This window comes from Mycolicibacterium sp. MU0050, from assembly GCF_963378085.1.
In the GTDB taxonomy this organism is placed as follows: Bacteria; Actinomycetota; Actinomycetes; order Mycobacteriales; family Mycobacteriaceae; genus Mycobacterium; species Mycobacterium wendilense.
In genome coordinates this window covers 1-23059 of sequence record NZ_OY726396.1, presented here as the reverse complement: position 1 = coordinate 23059, position 23059 = coordinate 1, and the positions used below count along the sequence as shown (strand labels likewise).

Annotated in this window: 24 protein-coding genes and 2 pseudogenes; 7 read left to right on the top strand and 19 right to left on the bottom strand. The window is 64.6% G+C overall.

Going from position 1 to position 23059, the window contains the following annotated elements; translation table 11 throughout:
- Positions 1 to 262: 262 nt before the first annotated feature.
- On the bottom strand, positions 263 to 466 hold the full coding sequence (locus R2K23_RS24850) for a toxin-antitoxin system (RefSeq protein ID WP_200973559.1): 204 nt from the start codon (positions 464 to 466) through the stop codon (positions 263 to 265).
- A 163-nt stretch (positions 467 to 629) separates the two neighbouring features.
- On the opposite strand from R2K23_RS24850, the gene R2K23_RS24845 reads away from it, so the two are divergent.
- The gene (locus R2K23_RS24845; RefSeq protein ID WP_316517631.1) at positions 630 to 830 is read left to right on the top strand and encodes an antitoxin VbhA family protein; all 201 of its coding nucleotides are present in this window, start codon (positions 630 to 632) and stop codon (positions 828 to 830) included.
- A gap of 215 nt (positions 831 to 1045) precedes the next feature.
- Here the strand turns inward: R2K23_RS24845 and R2K23_RS24840 are convergent, their stop codons facing one another.
- Together R2K23_RS24840 and R2K23_RS24835 are read right to left on the bottom strand one after the other, a co-directional pair.
- Positions 1046 to 1432 carry a hypothetical protein gene (locus tag R2K23_RS24840; protein ID WP_316517629.1) on the bottom strand — a complete coding sequence of 129 codons (387 nt, stop codon included), beginning with the start codon at positions 1430 to 1432 and terminating at the stop codon, positions 1046 to 1048.
- Positions 1429 to 2235: a ParA family protein gene (locus R2K23_RS24835; RefSeq protein ID WP_316517626.1), complete on the bottom strand. Its 807-nt coding sequence runs from the start codon at positions 2233 to 2235 to the stop codon at positions 1429 to 1431. Before R2K23_RS24835 ends, R2K23_RS24840 begins: the two co-directional genes overlap by 4 nt.
- Positions 2236 to 2490: 255 nt before the next feature.
- Here R2K23_RS24835 and R2K23_RS24830 point away from each other — a divergent pair, with 255 nt between their 5' ends.
- Positions 2491 to 2691: a hypothetical protein gene (locus R2K23_RS24830; RefSeq protein ID WP_316517624.1), complete on the top strand. Its 201-nt coding sequence runs from the start codon at positions 2491 to 2493 to the stop codon at positions 2689 to 2691.
- 188 nt (positions 2692 to 2879) lie between these two features.
- On the opposite strand, the gene R2K23_RS24825 is transcribed toward R2K23_RS24830, so the two are convergent.
- Positions 2880 to 3611, bottom strand: coding sequence for an NYN domain-containing protein (locus R2K23_RS24825; protein ID WP_316517622.1), 732 nt, complete (start codon positions 3609 to 3611; stop codon positions 2880 to 2882).
- A gap of 228 nt (positions 3612 to 3839) precedes the next feature.
- Between R2K23_RS24825 and R2K23_RS24820 the strand changes: the two genes are divergently transcribed.
- On the top strand, positions 3840 to 4262 hold the full coding sequence (locus R2K23_RS24820) for a hypothetical protein (RefSeq protein WP_316517620.1): 423 nt from the start codon (positions 3840 to 3842) through the stop codon (positions 4260 to 4262).
- Here the strand turns inward: R2K23_RS24820 and R2K23_RS24815 are convergent.
- The 6 genes from R2K23_RS24815 to R2K23_RS24790 all read right to left on the bottom strand — a co-directional run bounded on the left by R2K23_RS24815 (position 4232) and on the right by R2K23_RS24790 (position 10138).
- Complete coding sequence (locus R2K23_RS24815; protein ID WP_316517618.1) at positions 4232 to 4513, bottom strand: hypothetical protein; 282 nt, start codon at positions 4511 to 4513, stop codon at positions 4232 to 4234. The two genes, R2K23_RS24820 and R2K23_RS24815, sit on opposite strands and share 31 nt — an antisense overlap.
- 70 nt (positions 4514 to 4583) lie before the next feature.
- Positions 4584 to 5150, bottom strand: a complete 567-nt coding sequence (locus R2K23_RS24810; RefSeq protein ID WP_316517617.1) for a recombinase family protein — start codon at positions 5148 to 5150, stop codon at positions 4584 to 4586.
- A 182-nt stretch (positions 5151 to 5332) separates the two neighbouring features.
- A complete protein-coding gene (locus R2K23_RS24805) occupies positions 5333 to 8419 on the bottom strand; it encodes an MMPL/RND family transporter (protein WP_069404055.1) in 3087 nt (1028 codons plus the stop codon).
- Between the two features lie 96 nt (positions 8420 to 8515).
- Complete coding sequence (locus R2K23_RS24800) at positions 8516 to 8941, bottom strand: DUF6188 family protein (protein WP_069404066.1); 426 nt, start codon at positions 8939 to 8941, stop codon at positions 8516 to 8518.
- A gap of 76 nt (positions 8942 to 9017) precedes the next feature.
- On the bottom strand, positions 9018 to 9692 hold the full coding sequence (locus R2K23_RS24795; RefSeq protein ID WP_069404054.1) for a TetR/AcrR family transcriptional regulator: 675 nt from the start codon (positions 9690 to 9692) through the stop codon (positions 9018 to 9020).
- Entirely contained in the window at positions 9689 to 10138 is a 450-nt protein-coding gene (locus tag R2K23_RS24790) for a PaaI family thioesterase (protein ID WP_051562215.1), read from the bottom strand. Before R2K23_RS24790 ends, R2K23_RS24795 begins: the two co-directional genes overlap by 4 nt.
- 156 nt (positions 10139 to 10294) lie before the next feature.
- Here R2K23_RS24790 and R2K23_RS24785 point away from each other — a divergent pair, with 156 nt between their 5' ends.
- A complete protein-coding gene (locus tag R2K23_RS24785; protein WP_069404053.1) occupies positions 10295 to 10954 on the top strand; it encodes a TetR/AcrR family transcriptional regulator in 660 nt (219 codons plus the stop codon).
- 201 nt (positions 10955 to 11155) lie between these two features.
- Positions 11156 to 11360: pseudogene (locus R2K23_RS24780) on the top strand (type IIL restriction-modification enzyme MmeI); the annotation flags it as partial.
- A 151-nt stretch (positions 11361 to 11511) separates the two neighbouring features.
- Here R2K23_RS24780 and R2K23_RS24775 read toward each other — a convergent pair.
- The 4 genes from R2K23_RS24775 to istA form a co-directional block, all read right to left on the bottom strand.
- On the bottom strand, positions 11512 to 12036 hold the full coding sequence (locus tag R2K23_RS24775) for a glyoxalase superfamily protein (protein WP_316517646.1): 525 nt from the start codon (positions 12034 to 12036) through the stop codon (positions 11512 to 11514).
- A gap of 167 nt (positions 12037 to 12203) precedes the next feature.
- Positions 12204 to 12395: a hypothetical protein gene (locus tag R2K23_RS24770; protein ID WP_316517644.1), complete on the bottom strand. Its 192-nt coding sequence runs from the start codon at positions 12393 to 12395 to the stop codon at positions 12204 to 12206.
- A 58-nt stretch (positions 12396 to 12453) separates the two neighbouring features.
- The gene (gene istB, locus R2K23_RS24765) at positions 12454 to 13281 is read right to left on the bottom strand and encodes an IS21-like element helper ATPase IstB (protein ID WP_316517642.1); all 828 of its coding nucleotides are present in this window, start codon (positions 13279 to 13281) and stop codon (positions 12454 to 12456) included.
- Entirely contained in the window at positions 13278 to 14897 is a 1620-nt protein-coding gene (istA, locus tag R2K23_RS24760) for an IS21 family transposase (RefSeq protein WP_316517641.1), read from the bottom strand. Before istA ends, istB begins: the two co-directional genes overlap by 4 nt.
- Before the next feature lie 290 nt (positions 14898 to 15187).
- Between istA and R2K23_RS24755 the strand changes: the two are divergent.
- A pseudogene (locus R2K23_RS24755) lies at positions 15188 to 15385 on the top strand (GIY-YIG nuclease family protein); the annotation flags it as partial.
- Positions 15386 to 15444: 59 nt separating this feature from the next.
- Here R2K23_RS24755 and R2K23_RS24750 read toward each other — a convergent pair.
- Positions 15445 to 16589, bottom strand: a protein-coding gene (locus R2K23_RS24750; RefSeq protein ID WP_316516518.1) for an IS3 family transposase whose coding sequence is annotated in 2 segments (ribosomal slippage) — positions 15445 to 16322 and positions 16322 to 16589 — 1146 coding nt in all. Because the reading frame shifts where the segments join, the coding sequence is not laid out codon by codon here.
- 75 nt (positions 16590 to 16664) lie between these two features.
- On the opposite strand from R2K23_RS24750, the gene R2K23_RS24745 reads away from it, so the two are divergent.
- On the top strand, positions 16665 to 17030 hold the full coding sequence (locus R2K23_RS24745) for a GIY-YIG nuclease family protein (RefSeq protein ID WP_316517640.1): 366 nt from the start codon (positions 16665 to 16667) through the stop codon (positions 17028 to 17030).
- A gap of 181 nt (positions 17031 to 17211) precedes the next feature.
- Here R2K23_RS24745 and R2K23_RS24740 read toward each other — a convergent pair whose 3' ends face one another.
- From R2K23_RS24740 to R2K23_RS24725, 4 genes are all read right to left on the bottom strand, one after another.
- Positions 17212 to 17409 (bottom strand): antitoxin VbhA family protein, encoded by a 198-nt coding sequence (locus R2K23_RS24740; RefSeq protein ID WP_316517639.1) that lies wholly within the window; start codon positions 17407 to 17409, stop codon positions 17212 to 17214.
- An 89-nt stretch (positions 17410 to 17498) separates the two neighbouring features.
- Positions 17499 to 17993, bottom strand: a complete 495-nt coding sequence (locus R2K23_RS24735; protein ID WP_316517637.1) for a hypothetical protein — start codon at positions 17991 to 17993, stop codon at positions 17499 to 17501.
- A 90-nt stretch (positions 17994 to 18083) separates the two neighbouring features.
- Entirely contained in the window at positions 18084 to 21884 is a 3801-nt protein-coding gene (mobF, locus tag R2K23_RS24730; protein WP_316517635.1) for a MobF family relaxase, read from the bottom strand.
- A 44-nt stretch (positions 21885 to 21928) separates the two neighbouring features.
- The gene (locus tag R2K23_RS24725) at positions 21929 to 22981 is read right to left on the bottom strand and encodes a rep protein (protein ID WP_316517634.1); all 1053 of its coding nucleotides are present in this window, start codon (positions 22979 to 22981) and stop codon (positions 21929 to 21931) included.
- Between the last annotated feature and the right edge of the window lie 78 nt (positions 22982 to 23059).

Here is a 23059-nt window from a genome sequence, read left to right as displayed (position 1 = left end):
AGAAAGGTCACGATTTAAGCCACGGTGTTGCGCGCCACCTGTACCTGATTCAGGGTGTGCGCTACCGTGAGACGAGTCCGTCAAGACATCGCCCCTTCGGGGGTACCGGGTGCGGTAACCGGACCTGAGTTGGCGCTCAGGTCAACCTCCGCAAAGACAAGGCCTCCGCAAGGGGGCCTTTGTCATGTCAAAGGCAATTCCGCACCGCTATGGATTTGTCACATCTGCCCTACATTTCGTCCTGGCTGCAGGGCTGCGGTGCTCAGATCGCCAGCGGCAGCCCCTCGTCCGACCGGCCCAAGTCGCGGGCAAGATCTGGTCTTCCGATGTGGATCGCCAGTAGGTCTGCGACGTACTGGGACAGGGAAAGGCCGTGCGCGACGGCTTCGGCACGCAGCGCGTCACTGACCTCGCGCGGCGGGCGGATCGTATGGGCGAGACGATCACCCTTGTGTGGTGCTGGCATAAGCCAATCCCACCACCAAAGCGGTGATTCTGAATCACGCCACGCCGAGCCTCGCTGACACTCTTGAGAAAGTTGAGACACCGGCGAAAGCCGCCGGGACGCTCCTGCGCGTACTTATTCAGCGCAGCCGAAGATGTCGGTGCCTGCAACTACTGTCGAATGCGTGACCGACTCGGTTGAGCCGACTCCGGTGAGCTATACCCCCTCGGAAGCCAGCAATCTGGCCATCGCAGCCGCGGGACTAGCCGGACTCAGCGTCAGTGACAGCGTGCGCAACATGCTGGCCCGCCTCGACCGTGGCGAACTCACCGAGGAACAAGCCATCGCCGAAATCAAGGCCCGCTACACCGAACCCTTGGCGTAGTAGGCGCTTTCCCCATACATTGGGTGGTGCCTGCTGCGCTGAGCTTCAGGAAGTGAGCCCGAGACCCGGCCGGACGACCGTGGCGCTCGGGCTTCGCGGTTTTCTGAGACACCTGGATCAAACGCATTGCGAGTGGGGCCCCCGTGATGACGTGCTGGATGAGCGTGCGCCACGCACCACCTTTGGCCGCACATGAGCTCTCAGGCATGGGCGTTTTAGGGCATGCGGTCGTTGTGGTCTGGCCTAGGGATTCCGGCGTTGTCCAGGTAGCTGTTGATGGCGTCATCGACGGTGTCGGTGATGACGTATCCGCGGGCCTTGATCCATTCGAGCCGCGCGAGGGTGCCGGCGTGTAACTGGGTGGCGAAGGGGCTTTTCACCTTCCGCTGACGGGCTTTGAGTCGCACGGGTTCAGCCGGCGGGGTTACCGCGGGTGCGTTCGGAGTCTCGCTGCCCTGGGGCTCGTGCTTGTCCCGAGTCGATGTCTCGTCTGCGGGGGTTTCGTCGGCTTTGACCCGCGCAGCTTGGGCGCGGCGCTCTGCACGTGACAACGGCCTGGTAGAGCCGACCTCCAGTCCGGTGGCTTTGGCTGCGGCGTTCATGCTGCTGACCGCCTCGCGGCGATGCGCTCGGCGACTTCACGGTAGGCCATAGCTGCGGTGCTGGTCGGAGCGTGCACGTTGACCGGCACACGTTTACCTTTGGCTTCCACCACCCGCACGGTGTGCGGGATCTCGCCCAGGTAGGCCCCGCCGTCAGCCCATTCCCCCCAATCGGTGCGCAATTGCCTGCGCACGTCCTTGCTCGCTTTCGGGTTGCCGTCGAAATCGGCCAGCAGCACGTACCGGATTTCCACGTCGGGGTTGAGTGTTTCCTGAACATCGAGGATCGAGTTGCCCAGTTCCACCAGGCCGTCAACTTCGTCGGGGCCGGCTTTGAGGACGGCCAACACGTAATCGGCGGCCGCCAGGGCTGCCGTAGTCAACTCCCCCAATGCCGGCGGGCAGTCTAGGAGCACGTAGTCATAGCCCTCAATGTCGTCGAGTTGGCGCGCTAGCCGCAGTTGGCCGCCCGACCCGAGTCCTGTCCGCTCGAGCTCTTTCAACGCGAGATGCCCGGGGGCGACATCGATGCCGAACTGGCTCGGCACGATGACCTTGGCCAGCGGGACGCGCATCGTCCTGTCTGGGTGCAGGACCTCGTACATGGACGCATCGTCGGCATCGAGCTGGATCCCCAGGCCTTTGGTGCTGTGGGCTTGCTGGTCCATGTCGATCACCAGGACGCGGTGGCCCATCGCGGCGAGGTTGGCGCCGAGGTTGATGGTGGTGGTGGTCTTTCCGACGCCACCCTTTTGGAGCGCGATGGCCAGTATTTCGCACTGCTTATCTGCGGAAACAGTCATGTCAGCAAGCATAATCATCCATGTATGTATGTCTACATGCAGGCTTACATGTAAGCAAACATGTATGTAATCAGTGATCGCCGGTAGTCGGAGAGCGCAAAGTTCTTCGCAGTCGCCTTTGTCTGATGGACCGCGCGGCGGAAGGTCGCTGACCTGGGGTTTGCATGCCGCCCCTGTAAACCTTGCCGGGAGTGCCTCGGAATGTGTGGATGCTCCGGACAGTCCGCGGCGTCCAATGACGAAAGGGCGGGCCAGATGAAGCCTGGGGTTGTGGTGCTGCTGGCGGTGCTGGTGTTGGCGGCGATGGTGTCGGCGGGCTACATGGTGATGTGCGCGTACATCGCGACGGTCACGGGGAGCACGGCGGGGCTGGCTGACATCGGGAACGCCGCGGCGTTGACGGCGGGGTTGAGCGCGCTGGCGGTGGTGATCAGGCTGGGGCATTGGTGGCGGTAATGACCCGGAGGCTGGGGGCATGGCAACTCGCCGGGCTGGGCCGACGACCTGGTCGAGGCGGAGCCCGGCAGTCTCAGGGCATGAAAAAACCCGTCCCCTGCCGGGGAACGGGTGGTATGTGCACAATTATGCACCGGCGTGTCGCGTGGACGCAACTCTCTTGGAGGGGGCGTCGCTTCGACGGGGCGCTACCAGGGTGTGGGTTTGGGGACGCGGCCAGTGGGATTGGGGAGCTGGCAGGCCTGGAAATCGGCCGGTGTGAGTTGGTACCACCAGTGGTTTCCCACTCCGACTGTGGGCGTTCCGCGCAGAGCACCGGCCAGCCGGTTCTTCGAGGGGTTGATTAGACCGACCGGGACGCGCTTTCGGGCTTCGTCGATGGGCAGCTTGAGGTCGCTGTCGTTGCTGATGACGATGGCGGCGTCGACGCTTCCACCGAGGACGTCAATCAGGAGGTGGGATGCGACGTTGACGTCGGAACCTTTCTCTTCACGACGGGCGACCGAGACGAAGAAAGTGGCGTTGGGATCATCCTGGCCGGCGCCGTCCTTAACCGTGACGGGCCAGGCCGGATTGGTCAGGACCGGGCGTCCGCGGCGGTCCTTGGTGGCCAGGGGAGCGGTGGCGGTGCGGTTGACGTAGAGGCCGTATTCGATGTGGTCGACGATGCCGGCGTTGGCCAAGGCGGTGAGGTAGGCGTCTTGCTCCTGGCTGCCGATCGGGTTGTCGGCGCCGGAAATGCGGGCGGTGCAGTACACGATCCGGTCGATGCTGGCGCCGGTCCAGGTGGAATGTGTGGTGACCAGGCGGGTGGCGAGCCCGCGCAGGTCCAGCCATCGCCAGCCAGCGGTGCCGGGTCCGCACAGGAACTTGCCGCCGTAGTAGAGGTTGTATCCGTCGATGTACACGCCAACTCGCATGGGCAGAAACGGTATCGGGCAAGAGTTGACTTGTGTTGCGACACGCTATCGAGATCTGAAAGCCCACTCGTTAACGCGATCGCGCTGTCACTGGTGCTACGTACCATTCGCAGCATGGGTCAATGCACGGCACCGAAAGAGGGCCATCGGTCAGCGCGCGCCCGCGCTGCCTGCCCCGGCCCTAACTGCGGCGGGAGCCGTTCGCACTCACCTCAGTCCTACTCCACCATGAGAATCAGCGTCGGCGCGCAGGGTGGGTCGTCGAGCGGGCACCGGAGCGATCGAACACCAGAGATGGGCGCGGCTGGCAGCGGGATCGACCTGGCAGTGTGGCTGCTCTTCCTGCTCCTGTGGGACGGCACGTTCACACTCTGGGGAGTCACCCTTGGGTTTCTTCTGCTGGTACTACCGTTTTTGATCGGTGCCCTGGTGTTGAGCAAGTGCGGTGCTTGGCTCAACGACGGAAGCCGCCGATGCGAGCAGCCTCGCAGCGGTTTCCTGAGGCGGTGCTTCGATCACAGATCGCAGAGCGTGACCTTGTATGACTTCTGGGGCGGACTCTCGATAGCGTTCGGCGTGCTGAACGTCGTCCTGTTGATACTCGCGCTGTTCGGGGGCTTTCAGTTTTCGGGGGAGTCGTCAGGCTCGTAGTCGATATAGCGACCATCGCCGCTGCCATGCTCGGCGTCGGCGGCTCGCCAGGCGTCCCTTCGGTCTACGCCCTGTGATTTGAGGTTCCACACTGTGGCGTTCCACCGGGCGTGCCTGAGCAGCTCGGTAATCGGTCCGGTGGTATCGGGCGACACCGCTTCCCAGGCCGCGTGGGCGGGCTCCAGCAGGTCGGCCACCTGGGCCCATCCTTCGGCGATCACATCGTCAGGTGGCAGGCTCGAAGTCGGCATCAGCTCATTCCTTTGCAGCAGCTCTCAGTCGAAACGGTAGACGGCCATGCCGACAATCGCGCGAAGGCCTTCAGCCGCTTTGGGCCAGATAGCGATAGGCGGTGGCGCGTCCGATGCCGAACGCGGCCGCGAGCTCGCGGACTGGTTCACCAGTCGCGGCAAGACGGCGTAGTTGTTCCTGCCGATCGGGGCTGAGCTTGGGCGGCTTGGTCGCTGGCAGCTGTCGGCTGCGCCGGGATTCTCGTGATGCGGCTCGGCGCTCACGGCCGAGCTCCAGTTCAAGCTCGGCGAGTGTGGCCATGATGGCGGCCACCGCGCGGCCGGTGGGAGTGGCGGTGTCGATGCCTTCACGTAAGGCGCGCAATATGATTCGCCGTTCGCCGAAGGTCGCGATGGTGCGGGTGACCTCAGCGACCGAGCGGCCGAGACGATCAATCGCGGTGACGATCACGGTGTCGCCGGCGCGGGCGTAGTCGAGCATTGCGGCCAGGCCGGGCCGCTTGGTGTGCGCTGATCCGGAGAGCTTGTCGGTGAATACGCGATCGGTGTCGACGCCGGCCGCCGTGAGTGCCGCCAGTTGTGCTTCAAGGTCCTGGCCGGTGGTGCTGACGCGGGCGTAGCCCAAAGTTGCTGCCATTTCGCCACTGTCTCACTGCCCACCGACATTGGGGATTCGAGACGCGCGGTGTGAGACAAGAAACGAGACACCACGACCTGGGGCGATGGGGGAGGGGAGTGATGATGTGGAGGGCTGTCTCGTTTCTCTAGATTTGAGACGGGCGGCGGCGAGGCGAGCATGGCGGGGTTTGGCAGGTCTGTTTATCTGGGGGAGGTGACTGCCGTTGGGGGTTGGTTTGTTGGCGCACGTTGTGGCCACCAGCTTGCTTCGCGGAGGAGTGTGGCGATGGCGGGCACGGTGAGGGTGCGTACGAGGAAGGTGTCGAGCAGTAGTCCGAAGCCGATGATGAGGCCGGCTTGGATCATGATGGCTACCGAGCCGACCATGAGGCCGAACATGCTGACGGCGAAGATCAGGCCGGCGGAGGTGATGACGGCGCCGGTGTTGGCGACGGTGCGCAGCACTCCGACGCGGATGTTGCTTCCGGATTCTTCGCGTAGTCGGGAGACCAGCAGCATGTTGTAGTCGGCGCCGACGGCGACGAGGATGATGAACGCCAATAGAGGTACCGGCCAAGCGATTTCGTGACCGAGGATCCACTGAAATACCAGGACGCCGAATCCGATCGAGGCGAGGTAGTTGAGCAGGACGGTGCCGAGCAGGTAGATCGGTGCCAGTAGTGCGCGTAGCAGCAGCACCAGGATGAGGCCGACAATGACGGTGGTGGCCAGCGCAAGTTGGAAGAAGTCTGCCCAGAGGAATCGTTGGATGTCGGAGTTGACGGCGGGGAAGCCGGCGACCGAGACGGTGGCCTCAGCCAGGGAGGTGTTGGGGCGCGCGGCGTTGGCGACGTCGGTGATCTGGTGGGCGAGGTTCATGGCCTCGACGCTGTAGGGGTCGTAGCTGGTTTCGATCATGAACCGTGCTGTTTTGCCGTCTGGTGAGAGGAATTGTTTCGCGACGTCGGTGAATTGGCGGTTCTCGAAGGCGTTGGCCGGCAGATAGAAACCGCTTGCTGAGTCGGAGTCCTGGGCGGCGCGTGCAGAGTTCTGGAGTTGGGTGGCGATCTGGCTCATCCCGGAGAGCATTTCGATGTTGCTGTCGGCTAGGGTGCGCACACCGGTGGCCAACGCTTGGGCTCCGGAGGCGAGTTGGCCGATCCCGTCTTGGAGGCGGCGCAGGTTGCTGGCCAGGTCAGCGGGGTTTCCCAGCGCCCCGAAAGCGTTGTCCAGCGAGGTGACGGCGTTTTGGACGGTGGTGAGGGTGCCGGCGACGGTGGCATTGCTGGCGGGGTTGTAGCGGTCGCCGAGGTCGGCGATTTGGGTGAAGAATCCGTTGTTGCGCAGGGTGGTCAGGATCTGTACTTGGTCGCGGATCTGGGCGCATTGGGGTGTGGTGGCACACCACGGCGAGGTGTTGAGGGCACCGACGAGCGGGTCCAAGGTGGTGATGGCGTGTTGTGCTTGGTCGGCCAGGGGGCGTAGGCCGGGGCCGGCTTGGATGGCCTGATCGACCGCAGGGGCGGTCGCTGAGAGTTGTTGCAGTAGTGGTCGGAACTGGTTGACCTGAGCGCCGGCGGATTGGGCTTGCGTGAGGATGCCCGCCAGGGGGGTCAGTGCGGTGCGCACGGTGGTGTCGAGTTGGGCCAGTCCGCCGGCGAGTTGATCGGCGCCGTCGGTGAGTTTGGTGAGGTCGTCGCGGCGAGCGTTACCGTCGGCGACCGCGCCGGCCATCTTGTCTCCTATTTGACCGTTTTGCCAGGCCAGTTGCGCTTGATCGAGGCGTTCCCCGGTGGGGCGGGTGACGCCGGAGACTTTGGTGACACCGGGAACCTGGGAGACGCGGGAGGCCATTTCGTCGAGGTCGGCCAGTCCTTTGCCGGTGCGCATGTCGGTGGGGTTCTCGACGACGAGGAATTCGGTGATGACGACGTCTTTGCGGAAGTGGCGGTCCAACAGTTGGTAGCCCTGGTTGCTGGCGGTGGTGGCGGGTTGGCCTTTGCGGTCGTCGTAGCTGATTTTGATGGTCGCGGCTACCGCTGACAGCGCGAGCAGGATGACGAGGCTGACGATCAGCAGTGGCACCGGACGGCGCACCACCGCGACGGCGACACTGTTCCAATAGCGGCGGGTGCGATCGGATTTGGGTTCACCGATGCCCCGTTTAGCTGCCAGTGCCAGCACGGGCGGTAGCAGGGTGACGGTGGCCAGGAAACCGAACAGGACCGCGATGGCGCATGCGGGGCCTAGGGCGGCGAACACGCTCAAGCGGGCGAACACCATGGCCAGGAAGGCCAGGGCCACGGTGGCGGCGGAGGCCAGGATGACGCGGCCGATGCTGGCGGTGGCGTGGATGATGGCCTGCTCGGCCGGTACCTGGGCGCGGCGCTGCTCGTGGTAGCGGCTGATCAGGAACACGGTGTAGTCGGTGCCGGCGCCGAGCAGGATCGCGGTCATGAACGCGACGGTGAATTGTGAGACCGGCATGCCCATCTCGCCCAGCGCGGACAGGACGCCGCGCCCGACGGCCAAGCTCAGCCCGATCACCAGCAGCGGCAGCAGCGCGGTGAACACCGACCGGTAGACGATCAGCAGGATCAGCGCGATCATGGCGGCGGTGGCGATCGAGATCAACAGCAGATCATGCTCGGCGGCGGCGATCATGTCACTGAACGTCGCCGGCGGCCCGGTCACCTGCGCGGTGGTGGACGAACCGGCGAACACTTCTGCGGTGATGTCCCGCACCGCCTGGACGGACTCCGCAGCGGTCGGGTCACCCAGCGTGCCGCTCACTCCCACCGGCAGATACCACGATGTGCCGTCGGCGCTGACAGCCTGGGCTCGGGTGACCGGATCGGCCAGCAGATCCTGCACCAGTAACACGTGCTCGCTGTCTGCGCGCAGTCGTTCCAGAAGGCGGTCGTAGCGCTGTTGGGTCGCCGGGGTCAGACCGGCGGGGTCTTCCATGGCCACGAACAGCATGGTTTTCGACCCCTGCTCGTTGAAGGCGGTACTCAGCCGCTCCACCGTTTGCAGCGACGGGGCGTCGCGCGGAATCAAATCCACCGACTGCTGGCGCACCACCGTTTCCAGCTGCGGGAACAGCAGCGCCAAGACGATCGCGGCGCCGATCCACACCCCGATGGTCAAGGCTTTGTGCCGCACAGTGAATCGTCCCAACGCTGCGAGCCGAGCGCTGTATTCACGGCTGGACGCGGGATCGACGGGAGTCTCGCGCCGGGCAGCGCGGGCCGGTGTTACCGAAGAGCCTGCCGTGCGGTCGGCCACCGAACCCCCTAAACGATCAACGATACTATTGGTATCGCTACGCTACATTATGTAGCGAATATCGGATAGTCGATGGGGTCTGCAGCCAGCGGTGGCTTATCGGTTCACGATGTTGGCGTCGTCGCTTTCGGGGATGTCGTGTCGGACCACGCGGACACGCCCGTGCGGCAGACAGGCCATGTAGCCGTGCCGCTTGCCGTACAGCTCCCACGCGGTGAACTGCTCGTCGGGGTCGACGTCGATGCGGTGACCACGGGAGAAGCCCAGGTGCAACCCCCCGTCGTCACCGGACCAGGCCTGGGTGCACACTGCGCCGGCCAGGTTCAGCAGCGGGCGCTCGTAGACCGAGATCTGCAAGGGATTGATGAGGACTGCCTCGGCGGGAAAGCGATCTGCTGCGGGCAGAGTGAGCAGCAGGGGGCGCGAGATGACGACTTCGTTGTAGTCGTCCAGGTCGAGTACCAAGCCGTCGCGCACCGAAACCCGTTGCACGACACAATCTTCGATCCACTGGGTGTACATGGCGTTCTCCTTCGACGCATCATCGAGTCGCACCCCTAAGGGTACGGCAGGTATCGCTGCGATACTAGGAGTATCGTTACGGTTCCTCGGAGTGCGCGGCGGCGCTGTCGAGTAGCCGATGAACGGCCCGGTCGATGCGGTCACGGGTCTCCTCGGCGGACACCCGCCCGCTGATGAAGGCGAGCAGGTTGGCCAGCCAGATGTCGGAGATGAGGCCGGCGACAACCAGATGTGTCGGTGTCGGCTCGCCCGCGCTGAGGGTGCGGGCCAGCAGCGTGTGGATCGTTGCGGCGGCAGAATCAAGTTCCGCGGCGGCGCGGGTGTCGGCCGCGGCGAAAGCCCGGGTCATGGCGTCGGTCAGCAGCGGCTCGCGCTGCCACCGGCCGTGCAGGTGGCTGGTCAGTCGCTCCAATCGCTGCCGCGGTGTGCCGGCACCGGTTGTCCAGGTCCCGGCGACGTCGAGACGCTGAAATTCTCGACTCAGCGCCGCGACCAGCAGATGGGTTTTGGCCGGGAAATAGCGGTACAGCGTGCCCACGGCCATGCCGACGTGCTCGGCGACCGTCCGCATGTGCACCGCGTCGTAACCGCCGGTGGTAGCTATAGCCAGGGCGGCATCCATGATGGCCTCGCGACGACGGGCCGAGACGCGCGAACGCGGCACCCCGGCTGCGTGAACCTGATCGGCAACCGAATACTCCTCGTCGAGCCCGGTGGGCGTGTCGCTCGCTCGGGCGCTGGCGACGGTCATGGTGTGTGATCGCCGCCGCGGCGCGAGAACTGCTCGAGGATCTCCCCAAAACCGCTGATATCGCCGTGGGCGGCGAAATGTGCGGTATCAACCACGATGAATACGGCCGTCGCGGTGAACCGGGTGGCCCCTTCGCAGGTGCCGGTCGCCGCGACGTGCAACGCCCGACCCTCGCGGGCGCTGATGTGCGCGGTGATCCGGTGGGGCCGGTGCAGCGGTACTGGTTGCAGATACTCCACCGTCAGACTGCGCGTCACCGCAGGCGTGCCGGCGATCCACAGCGTGAAGCCCAGCACGTCATCGCAGGCCGCGGCGACGGCCCCACCGTGCGCCAGGCCGGGGGCTCCGATGTGGCGCTCGTCGAATGTGACATCGGCATACACCGAATCCGCACTGCGGTAGACCTCCACATGCAGGCCGTGCGGATTGTCCGGACCACACCCCATACAGGTCGGGGTATGAGAAGGCAGCCGTTCCGACGGCACCGCACGATCTGACACAGAAACGCTCCCGCTACTTCAAGTTTCGCTGCGCTACTGGTAGTACCACAACTGCTAGACTTCCCGGTGCGACATCGCCGAAATCGACCGCCGAGGTGACCCGTGAGCGACAGCAATCAGCCCTCCCTGCCCGATGATGACGACATCGATCCGCGGCGGATCCGGTCACGGAATCGACTATTGGATGCTGCGGCAACACTGTTGAGCACCGGAGGCGTCGAGGCCGTCACTATCGATGCCGTCACCAAAGCATCCAAGGTGGCCCGCACCACCCTTTATCGGCATTTTCAGAGCTCGTCGCATCTGCTTGCCGCCACCTTCGAGCGGCTACTACCGCAGGTAAGCACACCAGCACCGACCAGCGGTTCCTTACGCGAACAACTGATCGAGCTGCTCAGCCGCCAAGCCGCCCTGTTCAACGACGCCCCGCTGCACGTCACCACCCTGGCATGGCTCTCACTCGGCCCCACCGGCGCCAAAGAAGAGACCGACAACAGTCACGCATCCGGGGCACTGCGGGCCCGCGTCGTCGACCAGTACCGCCAACCGTTCGACGCCATCCTCACCAGCTCGAAAGCCCACACCGAACTCGGCAACATCGACCGCGACCTCGCAATTTGCCAACTCGTCGGACCCCTCGCATTCGCACGCATGACCGGCCTGCGCACCATCACGCGCGACGACTGCACAACCCTCATCGACAACTTCCTCGCAACCCACCGCAGAGCCGCCACCCCCGCAGACGTACGCGAAGTCGTTTGAACGGACCCAGGGTGACATCGCCGGCGGAAGCTCACGACGACGCGTCAAACCACGAGATCTGAGACAAGTAATGATTCGACTCGAATTTCTAGAAACGAGACACTGCGATGTTCCTGCGGCCTACCGAGGCTTATGCGATGAAATGATTCCTGCGACTGGTCGGGCGGTCAGTCAGTTTTTTTAAAGAACGGGGACCACGCGATGGCGCGGCTGAATCTCAAGGCGATCGAGGAGGCGAGTCGCGGCGCTCGCCAGACACGAATCCTATGACCGTGAGTTCATCTTCGAGCTGTTGCTGGCCTATGGGAAACCGAAGGGCAACGTCACGCGTCTGCGCAGCGGACCGCTAAATGTCGCGGTCGATCCCGAACGTGAGGTTGCGCAGAAGAACGTCGTCTACTTCCGTGTGGTTTTGACTGCTGATTCCGGAGTCGTTTGATCGTGAATTCGGGAGTCACTGGCGGCTGGCGGCGTACTGATTTGCTCACGAATTTGGGAGTCGTTCGGAGCCGATGGTCGACGGGCCGTGCTGTGGGTCGGCCCGCCGCCGAGCGGTTCTAGATGGTGGTTTGGCAGAAGCGGATGGTGTTGGAGAACGGGTCGATGACTTCCATGGTGGGGCCCCCTGGTGAGTCGATGTCGATGCCGGGGTTCATCCGCTCGTATCCGGTGGCGTGGAGCTCGTTGTGCAGAGCGGTGACGTCGTTGACCGGCACCCACACTGTCGAACCGGGAGTGCCGTCGCCGTGGTGTTCGGACAGGTCGAGGACGAACTGATCGCGACGTAGACGCATGTAGAGGATCGACTGGGCGTAATCGAAGCGGTGTTCCCATTCGATGCTGAAGTGCAGGTAGTCGATGTAGAACTCGCGGGCGCGGGCCTCGTCGAGGCTGCGGAGCACGGGCACCGGTGGGCTCATGCCCGGCTGCGCTGGAAGCTGCGCCGAGGCGGTGTTCCAGTCCCGGAAACCGAGCTGTTGGGCCACGATCTCCAGTGCTTTGGAATGCGTGAGATCGGTGTCGGGCAGTTGGTTGCGCAGTACGCGGGCGGCGCGTTTGGCGTCGTCAAGGGTCAGGTACATCACTTCACCTACGTTTCCGGTGCCGGTGTGCAAGTTCAGTGCCCGCGTTGCTGAAATGTTCAGGCACCGTTGCTCGTAGACGAGTGCGATGGTGACCGATCTCGATGTGTTCACCTGACCGATGTCTCGGCGCGGGCGGCGGGTCACATCAAACCCGTGTGCTGACGCTACGGACTACGGGCAGAGGTTTCAACCTCGGAGCGGCCTCGATACGGGCGTAGGGCGTGAGCGGTGAAGCTGATCTGGTCGATGAGCAGGGCGGTGTCGTAGCCGGGGTGATCTGATCCCATATCGCGCGGGTGCTTGGTCAAGAGATCCGGGATTGGGTGGTTGCGCAGGAACACGTCGATGGTGGTCATCAGTTCGGAGATTTGGGCCAGTTCGTCAATGCTGACCGTCGTCGGTGGTTGTCGACGGTCAGATGCTGGCATTGTCTGCTGGCCCCGCTGCTTTGGTGCGTGTTTGGGCCAGGCGGAAGGAGTCGGTGCCGGTTTCGATGATGTTGCCGCCGAAGGTGAGTCGATCCACGATGGCCGCGCACAGCCGTGGGTCGGTGAACGTCTTGGTCCACCCGGAGAAACTCTCGTTGGACGCGATAGCGACGGAGGCCTTCTCCTCGCGTTCGGTGAGCACTTGAAACAGCAGTTCGGCACCGCGACGGTCGAGTTCCATGTAGCCCAGCTCGTCGATGCAGAGCAGATCAACGCGGCCGTAGCGGGCGATGGTCTTGGACAACTGTTTGTCGTCGGAGGCCTCGACGAGTTCGTTGACCAGTTTGGTGGCCAACGTGTATTTCACCCGGTAGCCGGCCATCGCCGCCTCGGTGCCCAACGCGATCAGCAGATGGCTCTTACCGGTGCCCGAGTCGCCGATCAAACACAGCGGCAGGCCCTTTCTGACCCATTCGCATTTGGCCAAGGTGTGCACGGTGGCGGCGTCGACGTGCGGGTTGGCGTCGAAGTCCCAGGCCCGCAATGACTTATCGCGGGGAAACCCCGCGCCTTTGATCCGCCGCGCCGCACGGCGCCGGGCTCGGTCATCGCATTCGGCCATCAACAGCTCGGCCAGAAATCCCCGGTAGGACATCTGCTCGGCGGCGGCCTCGTCGGCCAGTTCAGCGAAGTTGGCGCGGATCGTGGGCAGGCGCAACATCCGGCAGGCCTGCTCGACCGCGGCGTCGGAGGCCTGTTCGGTCAGTCCGCGCCGGTGCGGCAGGCTGGTACTCACAGCAGTCGTGGTGGTCATGGTGTGGCGGTGTCCTTCCTGGGGTTACGCAGCAGAGTGTCGTAGGCCGCGACCGAGGGCAGCGGCCGAGAATCGGTAGGCAACGCGGCCAGCCGCCGCACGGTCAGCGACGCAACCGCCTGGGCCTCGGTTTCGTGGTGTTCATCGGAGTTTTCAGAGGTGTTGTCCTCAGCCGCCTTTCGGGCTTCTAGGACCACGGCATCGGCGGTCAGCGCCCCGGCGGCCAGAGCGCGGGCCAACCCGATCACCAACAGTTCGTGGGGCAGGTGACGGTGGGCCAGCAGCACGCCGATCATTTCGCGGGTTCCGGCGGCGTCGCCGTGAGTCTTGCGGGCAGCGGCCCACCAGGCGTCGTGCACCGGGGTGAACCGCCCAGCCGCGCGGGCCTGCTCCAAAGCCGTAGATCCCGGCAGAGCACCGGGCTTCCGCAGCAGAATCTCCAGGTAGTGATCCAACTCCAGCCGGGTCTCGGCCTTGCCCGGCAGGCGTTCATGGGTGGCGACCAGTTGGCGATCGCAGTAGACCTCCAGATGCGAGGCGTGCAGCTGCACCCGCACTTGGCGGCCGGCGAACCGGACCGGCACCGAATACCGGTTGGTGCGCACCGTGATCTGGCTATGCCGATCCACCCGCAAGTTGAACCAGCGACCGGTCTCGAACGCCGCATCCGGTAGCGGCACCAACAACGGGGCTTCGACGGCGAACAATTCACCGACAGTGCGGACCCGGGAACCGATACGCCGATCCAGATCGTCGGCGTCCCATTTATCGATCATGGCGTTGAGTTCGGCGATCGATTCGACCTGCGGTACCGGCACGAAGTGGTTGCGGCGAAACCAGCCGATCTGCCCTTCCACCCCACCCTTCTCGTGAGCGCCCTCGATACCGGGCTGGCAGTAGAACGCCTCGATGCCGTAGTGAGAGCGAAACGCCACCCAGCGGTCGTTTTCCACCCGATGACGTGACAACCCGAGCACCGCTGAGACCGCCGATTTCAGATTGTCGTAGCGGATCCGGCCGAACGGCACCCCACCAAGAACCTCGAAGGCGTGCACGTGGCCCTCCAGGAACGCCTCCTGCCCGGCTGAGAGGAACACCCGGTGCACTGCGCGGCCGGAGAACAACAGGCGCAGCGAGAACAATGTGCACGTCACCGGTTGACCGCGCAGCTCGATCACCACGTCACCGAAGTCGACCTCGGCTTCATCGCCGGGGCGGTGCGACTGGGGCACGAACACCTCGACCGGGGCACGACCGGACTCCGCCAGAATCTCCCCGCGGCGCACCGACACATACGCCCGCACACGTGAATACGACACGTCGGCCTGATGCTCCTCACGGAGCCGATCGAAGATCCGCTTGGCAGTGTGGCGTTGCTTGCGCGGGGCGGTCAGATCCGTGCGCAACCAACTGTCGATGACCTCGCGGTAGTCGTCGATCTTGCTGCCACGGGCGGGGTAATGCTTGCGCTCGCTCGGCCAGGCCGAACCCAACGCTTTGTGCACCGTCGTCCACGAGACCCGGTACTCACGCTGAATCGCCCGCGCCGACTTCCCGGCGCGGGCATCCCGGCGGATCGCCGCATACAACTCCACCTTCGACCCCGCAGGCCGCACACCACAATCCAACCCGGACCACGTGGACAGCCGGTGACTCCCAAATTCACAGTCACCGACTTCACCGCGACAACACCGACTCCGAAATCCGTGATCAAACGACTCCCGAATCAGCAGTCAAAGTCATCCGTGAGGCCGCCGGCGAGCCGCTAGCTGATGTCGAGGAACTGCGAACGTCTCCATTGGTGGTCCGGTACAGCCCGCGGCCGGCAGTGTCGATCCGGAGACGACGAACAAGATCCTGATCCCCAAGATCATCCGGGAGCGCTACCCCGATCTCGACGACGAGCAGGTTGAGGAGCTGGGTGATCTTCGAAAACGGCACCGAGTCATCGATGTACCGGCAGTCACTCTCGATCCGGCTACACGAGCAAGACGGGCTGGCGGTCGCGCGATCAGACATCAGCGTCTCCGAGATCGGCGACGCCGATGTCGAAAGTGGCTACATCTACGTCTTACGCTCTGAAAGCGACGACCCACAGATCGCAGTGGCGAGTCCCCGTTACTGAGTCCAGCCGGTTCTAGAGTCGGCTTGTTTGATCCGTTCTCAGTTGATGCTGCAGGCCACCGGGGTATGGGTACACCTGCACGCCGCAGCGTACTCGGCCGGTGTGCGGTAGCCCAGGGCTGAGTGGCGGTGTCGGTGATTGTGGTCGTCCTTGAAGTCGCCGATGACCACGCGGGCCTCGAACAGGTTGTTCCAGTAGTTGCGGTTCAAGCACTCCCTGCGAAGTCGGTTGTTGAACGATTCGATGTAGCCGTTGTCCCACGGACAGCCTGGCGGGATGTAGACCATCCCGATCTTGTTCTCGCAGAACCGTTGCAGCGCTTGGGAAACCATCTCCGGTCCGTTGTCCATGCGCAGCACTTTCGGCGGGCCACCATGAGCGGCGAACACCTTCTTCAGTTCCTCAACCAGCGCCTCTCCGGTGATCGAGCGCTCCACCACGTTCAGCAGCGACTCGCGGGTGTGTTCGTCGAGCATCGAAGCGATCTTGATGGCCTTGCCATCGATGGTGGAGTCGAACTGGAAATCGATCGCCCACACCACCTTCGGTGCATCAGCAACAACCGGTTCCACCGAGGAGACCCCGGCCCGCTTGCGGGGGCTGTGCACGCGGACCTGCAGACCCTCCTCACGCCACAGGCGGTGGACCTTCTTCTTGTTGACCTCACGGCGTTCGTCGTAGCGCAGCGCCGCCCAGGCCCGCCGGAACCCGTGGCACGGATGTTTGGTGGCGTAGGAGCGCAGCCAGGCCCGCAACTCGGCGTCCGGATCGGCCGGGGTCTGCGCCAACGGCAGTCGGCGGTAGGTGGAGCGGGCCAGCCCAACAGCCTTGCAGGCCAGCCGTTCCGACATGCTCAACGTCGCCTTGAGCATGTCCACGGCGCGACGCTTGGCAGCTGGGCTCAGAATTTTCCCTTGGCCACCTCCCGCAAGGCGTCCTTCTCGAGTTCGGCCTCGGCCAGCAGCCGCTTCAGCCGGGCGTTCTGCTCGCGCAGCTCCTTGAGCTCCTTGGCGGCGTCGGTGTCCATGCCACCGTAGCTGCGCCGCCAGTTGTACAGCGTCGCCGGCGACACCTGCAGCTCGGCGGCGATCTGCTCGCCGGTCTTGCCCTCAGCGGCCAGCTCATCTGCTCGGCGCAACTTGCGCACGATGTCCTCCGCGGAATTCCGCTTCCGACCAGCCATGTGTTCCATCGTCCCTTCTCGGCCCGACATCGGGCCACAGGACTCTAAAACAGGCTGGTCTCAATCACCGGGAACATGCCAGCAGCACTTGCCGACCTCCACAAGATCGGCTTCTCACGCGGACCCGTTGAGAAACGGATCAAAAACGCCGTGAAATCCCCGACCTACCTCATGGCCCCCGTGAAAGTCGTTGCCACCTACCGCGTCTACAACGTACGGGCCTCAGCGCTGGAGAACCTCCTACACCGCGTGTTCGCCGATGCGCGCCTACATATGACCCAAATCGACGCGAAAGGCCGCAACTACGACCCCTCCGAATGGTTCGTCGTACCACGCAAGATCATCGACCAGGCGATCACGCTGATCATGTCCGGCGAGATTGTTCATTACCACTACAACGCTGCCGAACGCCGCCTCACAGGTTCATCCGAACGCCGTTGAGGTGTAAGTGACTGCGCTCATCGAATGTCCCGCAGATGTGCTTACCGACATTCCCCACCTGTGAGCACCGGTCAGTGTAGTGGTTGGCGGGTTCCGGTGGCCGCTCGGCGGAGGGTGTCGGCGGCGGCGTGGTGGTCGCGAAGCCGGTAGGACTCGGCCCCGCCTGGTGTAAGGAGTTTATCTACTCGGCGGGGCGACTGAACTCTGCGATGATCTCGGCAACCGCTTCGTCGGAGGTGAGTTCCCCGCGACCGATGCGGTCCAGGAGGTCCATCGCGTCCGGGGAGGGATCGTGGCCAGCCAGGACGCTTGCGGCGACCGCCGTGGCCACGGCTTCGTCATGGCTGAGGGGGATCGCCGCCTTGGGCGCGGTCGTCATAGTGCTCATTGTAACGGCGCCGGATGTAAAACGCCTGGTAGATCGCTCCCTGGCTAGGTTATGGGACCGAACATGACGTGATTACGTCATTACGTCTTGGTCGGATCTCGCATCAGCGTGGCCCGGTTGTGGCGGCGTTGGGTGGATCGATCCGCACGCGGTGATGCTGGCTTCTCCGCGGCCGGGGTTTTCGGCGCTTGGGCGTCCTCGATTTCGTCGGGTAGCTCGGAGTTGAGTCGTCGGTCGATGAACTCGTCGAGGGCTTGTCTGCGGGCGGTGGTGATGAGTTCGGCGGCGTCGTCGGGGTGGGGCAGGGCGCCGTAGGCGAGGCCGAACTCGTTGGTGACGGTGTCGATGAGGTCATCGAACTGGGTGGATAGTTCTGTTGAGTCGATGTCGGCGTGGTGGGCGATGAACGCTCGGCGGCGGTGTTCAGGCCATATCGGAGAGAACTGCAGCTCGGCGCGGTACAGCTCCTGGAGGGCGTCGGTGAGTTCGGTGGAGGCTGCTGAGAAGGGTTCTCCCCATTCGGAGAGGATCGTGTCGACGGCTTCGTTGAAGGCTGTTTCAGCACTACTGCTCATCAACGGTTCCTCTCGTTTGAATCGCCGGGTGTGGGTTGTGGGTGGTTCATGGTTGGATACGGCACCGACAAGTTCGGACGGCCCGGGTTTCTAGAGCTCCAGTCCGGAGCCTTCGCTCCGGCTCCGCTGGCGGCTTTGATCTCTATTGTGTCGGCGGCCGAAGCCGGGTCGAGCGGAGAGCGTTTTTATGAGTTTCCTTGTCTGGTCCAGTGTTTCAGCAATCAGAGGATCGTTTCTGTGTTGGGCGGCGCGTTTTTGGGTAGCGCTGTCGGCGGGGGTGTCGGTTCCGAGGCGGTAGCCCCAGTTGAGGTAGATGTTGGCGGCTTCGGTGAGGTGCCGGCTCGGCGCGTCCGCTGTGAGATTGGGGTCGTCGGCGTTGGTGGTGACCAGGACCAGCTTGGCGCTGCGTTCGGCGGCCCGGGTGGTCAGGCGGTGTAGTTGCTCGGGTTGCAGGTGGTCGGCGTCGTCGACGAGCAGCAAGGTTCCTTCGTCGATTGTCAGGGTCTCGTTGTCGAGGTCACGAAGGAACGTCTCGGGTGCGTAGGTATTGCCTTGGGTCGAATAGGAGGATGCTTGGCGGCGGGCGCGGTCGGTGACCGGAAGTGCGAGCACGTTGTGTTCGCCGGCGACGACGCAGGCGGTGATGGTGGCCAGCAGGGCGGGCTTGTTTTGGTCATCGTGGAGGTGGACTGATTGCACGGTGGGCAGGCTGCCCACCACCGTTTGGGCGGCGGCCCGTGTTTCCTCATCAAGGCCGGAGGCGCGGTCAAGTGTCTCTCGAACTCCGATGTGGTGGGTAGCTCTCGGACTGGTGGCGGTGAACGCGGTGTCCAGCCACTCTTTTTCTTCTTCGAGTTGCTCGACGATGCGCAGCTTGTCCAACGCTGTCTTGCGTTGTTCGAGCAGGACTCGAACCGGTGGTGACAGTTGTTCTTCGGGAGTGTTTTCAGCGGTGGAGATGACGGTGTGGGCGGTGTTGTCGCGGTTGAGCAGACCAAGTAAGGCCGTGGCGGCGTCTTCGTCGTCGCCGCGGCGGGGGGTGTGGATACCTTCGACGGTTTGGGGTGCGTGTTCGTGGTCGCCTTCACCGCCGAGGCGTTCGTAGAGGTAGACGGTGTTGGTGGCCCGCCCGCGGGTCATCGCCACATAGGCTGCGGCCCGGTTGCCGGTGTCTGGGGACAGCACGGCGTGGCAGTGCTCAGCGGTCGCGCCTTGGGCAGCGTGCACGGTGACCGCGTAACCGTGATGGACGTGAGCGCGTAGGTAGTCTCCGGACAACACCGCCGAGGCGTGATCACCGATGCGTACCGCACGCAGTCGGTTGACCTCGGTGTCGATGTGGGTGACCGTCCAACGCTGCCCGTTGCGCACTGGCGGCGCACCGGCGACCGGCTCCCGGCTTCCGCGCGGGTAGATGTCGATGGTGGGGTCGTTGCGGCGGGTGATGATCGTGTCGCCGACCCCGATGCGGTGTCGCCGCGCCCCGGCCACGGTCGGGGCGTCCTCGGCGACGACGGTGCGGTGGATGCGTTCGTTGAGCGCATCAGCGATCTGCCAGCGGTCAGCGATCAGCAAGCTGTCGACTCCGTTGGCACGATCGTTGCTCCAGGCGGTCAACGCGTCGTGGGCCATCGTCACCGGGTCACCGATGTGCAGCCGGCGATGGCTGCGGTACCAGTCGGTGGCCTGGGTCAGGCTGGCAGGTGTTCCTTCGTGGATGGCCAGTGAGGCTGCTCGTTCTTCGGGGTCGCGCATACGCCACACTTCGGTCAGTTTCTGCGCCCACGGCAGATCGGTGCACAGTTGGGCGAACATGCCGCCGCGGGCTTTGACCGGGGCCAGTTGTTCGGCGTCTCCGACGAGCACCGTCTTGGTTCCAGCCGCACTTGCCGCGGCCAGCAGTGTGTGCAGCGCGGGGGTGCCGACCATGCCCGCTTCATCGACGACGAGCAGGGTTTGAGCGTCGAAGACCAGTCGCTTGTCGCGGAGTGCTTTGAGCGTCGACGCGACGGTTCCACCACCGTCTGCGGCCTTCTCCGCTAGTGCGACATCGGCGGCGTTTCCGGTCGGGGCGGCCAACAAAACCCGCGTGATGCCGCCCTTTTTGGCGGCGTCACGCAGCGCCCGCAGTGAGGTGGTTTTGCCCGCGCCGGCCGGCGCGGAGAGCACCTGAATCAGCCACGGCGAGGTCGCGATCGCGCCGACTGCAGCGGCTTGATCGGCAGACAGTCGGGCCTTTTTGGCGGCGGTGTCGGCGACGTCCTTGGGTACTGCTGCGGCCAAGTTGCGGGTGCCGATCAGCTTGTAGATGGCGGCTTCTTCGCGCAGGACAGGCATTGTGGTGTAGCGCTCGTGGCCTTCGCGCTCGTGTGGTTGGCGGGCCTCGGTGACACGCATTCCCAGCTGATCGGCGGCGTACTCGAGGATCCCGCGCGGCCCGAACGGCACTCCGTCGGTGTTGCCTTCCAGGGCGACTGGGAGGCGCCCACCGAGCGCCTCGATGAGGTCTGCACGGGTGAATGCCGCCTTGTCGATGTCCTTCATCGCCGCGTGAAACCACGCGCGGGGATCGCGTTCCTCGTCGCGTTGGCGGTCACGGGATCGCTGCTGGGCGGCCTCATCCAAGACCAGTTCGCCACCAAACCGCGCGGCCCATTGGGCCTTCAATTCCGCCCACGGACGGTGCTCGGGCTTGCGCGGCCGGGTGGCCTTTTGGGCCCGCGCCAACTGCGCGGCGGTCAGTTTCCCGCTGCCATCGACGACCAGATTTTCAGCCGCCCATTCCGACAACTGGGTGGACCGTTGCGAGGCCGCGGCGAGCAGTTCGGGGTCCACGCCGGCCAACTCGGCCATCCCCGAATGCGGGTCGACTCGGTCCCACTCCACCCCGAGCGCGGCGCGCAGTTCGTGACGCAGCGTGGTCTGGTAGACGATGCCGGCGGCCTTGGCTTCATGCCACAGCGAATCACTGTCGAGGGCGACCAACTTGCCATCAGCTCGGGCCTGTTTGTTGGGCACCAACACATGGGTGTGCAGGTGCGGATCTCCCGCCCGCGACGTCTCATGTTGATAGGCCGCAGCGACCAGACCGGGCAGCCGTTGGAGGTCCTTCATCCCCGTCACCGGGTTGTGCACTCGGGTGTAGCCGGCGTGGGTGTGCAGGTACTCCAACGCTTCGGCCACGGCCCGGTTGTGCGCCTCCACCACCGCCTTGGATGCCACCCCGGTGGCGTCCAAGGCGCGCAGCAACGACACCGACTTCGGGGCACAAAAGGTCAGATCGAATCCGTGGTTGGCGCGTTGAGAAAACTTGCGTCCGCACGCCCCACTGGGGGCCACACCGTCATCGAGCCAGCGCGCAACCACGTCCAGATCAGCCTCACCACCGGCCCGATCCGCCGCACTCAAACCGCACAACGCGGCGCTGGTTTCAGCGTCCCCAGCGCACATCCAAAACGGTGTTCGGGACTCCCCTTCGGAGTAGTACTCCCCCAGCCCACCGCCGGCTTTCTCCCGATCCAGCGCCGCTGAAACCGCCGCCCGGGAGGTGTCGTTGTAGTAGCGCACCGACCACTGCTTCAGCGGCGCGATCGTCAACACGAGTAACCACCCAACCCGGCCCGGTGTGGGGCGCGGCCGCGCCCCACACCGATGCTTGCACACACTGTGCAAATGTGCCAATGAATCCTGGTGTGGCATGGGATTGTCAGTGGGGGCTGGTTGGCTGGGGCGTGAAAGCACGTGAAGTACACCGAGAAAGCAGAGACGGGGTGGACGGTGGCTAGGGCAAAAATGTCGTTGGAGACGATGTTGATGTTGGGGATGCTGAAGACATTCAAAAAGCGCGGAGATGAAGGGGCGGCTGTGGCGCTGCTGAACTGGGTCGTCCATGACATCGAGCCGCCGATTCTGCGCAGCGGCGTGATCTGGACTTTCTACGACGAGGGCTCCGGGCCGACGCTGGGCGGCCCACCGTGAGTGCTTCCGATCTTCGTCGAGCGTGCGTGACTTGAGCGGGCACCAGTGCGGCCGGTTGCCGCACGGCGACGTGCCGCGGCGATGTCGGCGCGGATGCTGGCCTTGGCCGCAGCGATCCGTTCACGCTGCTCGGCGGTGAACACCACCAGCGATGAGGTGGTGTGCCTTGGAGGTGTGTCGGTGACGGTGCTGCCCAACCTTCGCGGCGGCTGTTCCGGGCTGGCGACGGCGGAGCCGTCGCTGGTGTGCGGCCCTGGCCGCACACCGAGCAGTCGAACCCGGCTGAGTAGGAACCCGGCGGGGTTGTTGATCTGATCGGGCCAGTTCCATCCGCGCCGCACCATGTCGGTGTTGAGCGCTTGAATCAGCGCCCGGGCTGTCCACTCCCCCGGATCCACACCCGCTGCGGCCAGCGCATCGCAGATGGCCCCGACGTGTACGCGTCCGAGCCCGTGACTGTTGGCCACCAACTCAGCGGCCAGGCGCTGCAGGGCTAGTGGTCGTGGCTCGGCGCGTAAGCGCCGGCGTTTGTGGGTGGGAGTGAACTTTTGGCGGCACGTGTGCGTGCTTGGTGAGTTACTCCCTACGGGAGATAAAGACTTAACACCGCCTGACGGCGGTAGGTGGAAATGCTGCACAGCCGAGCGTGCCGGGGATGAGGCGCGGCGAGGGGTCAGGTGGTACACCGAGGGGCGCCGCCCAACCGCCGGGGTTCCGGGTGAGCCGTGCCCACGCTGGGCCTCCACCGCCCACCCTGTGTTGCGCAGCAGCCGCCAGGCCGCGGTCACCGTCCGCACATCACAACCGACGCGCTCGGCGATCGTGGCGCGAGTGATGGCCACGTGCCGGCCGGTGCCGTGGTCGGCGTGCGCGGCCATCACCTCCGCGACCGCACACAGGGTTGGCGCGGTGATGGCCACCCCGACACGTTGACGCTCGGCGGCGAACACGGCCTCGTCGGCCGCCCAGCACCGCAGCGCCGTCAGCCAGCTCTCCCGGCTGGTCCACATCGGAGTCCGGGGCGCACACGAACCAGCGCGCTCGATCCAGCTACGCCGGCGCACCGCAGTGTCTGCCCGCACACAAGT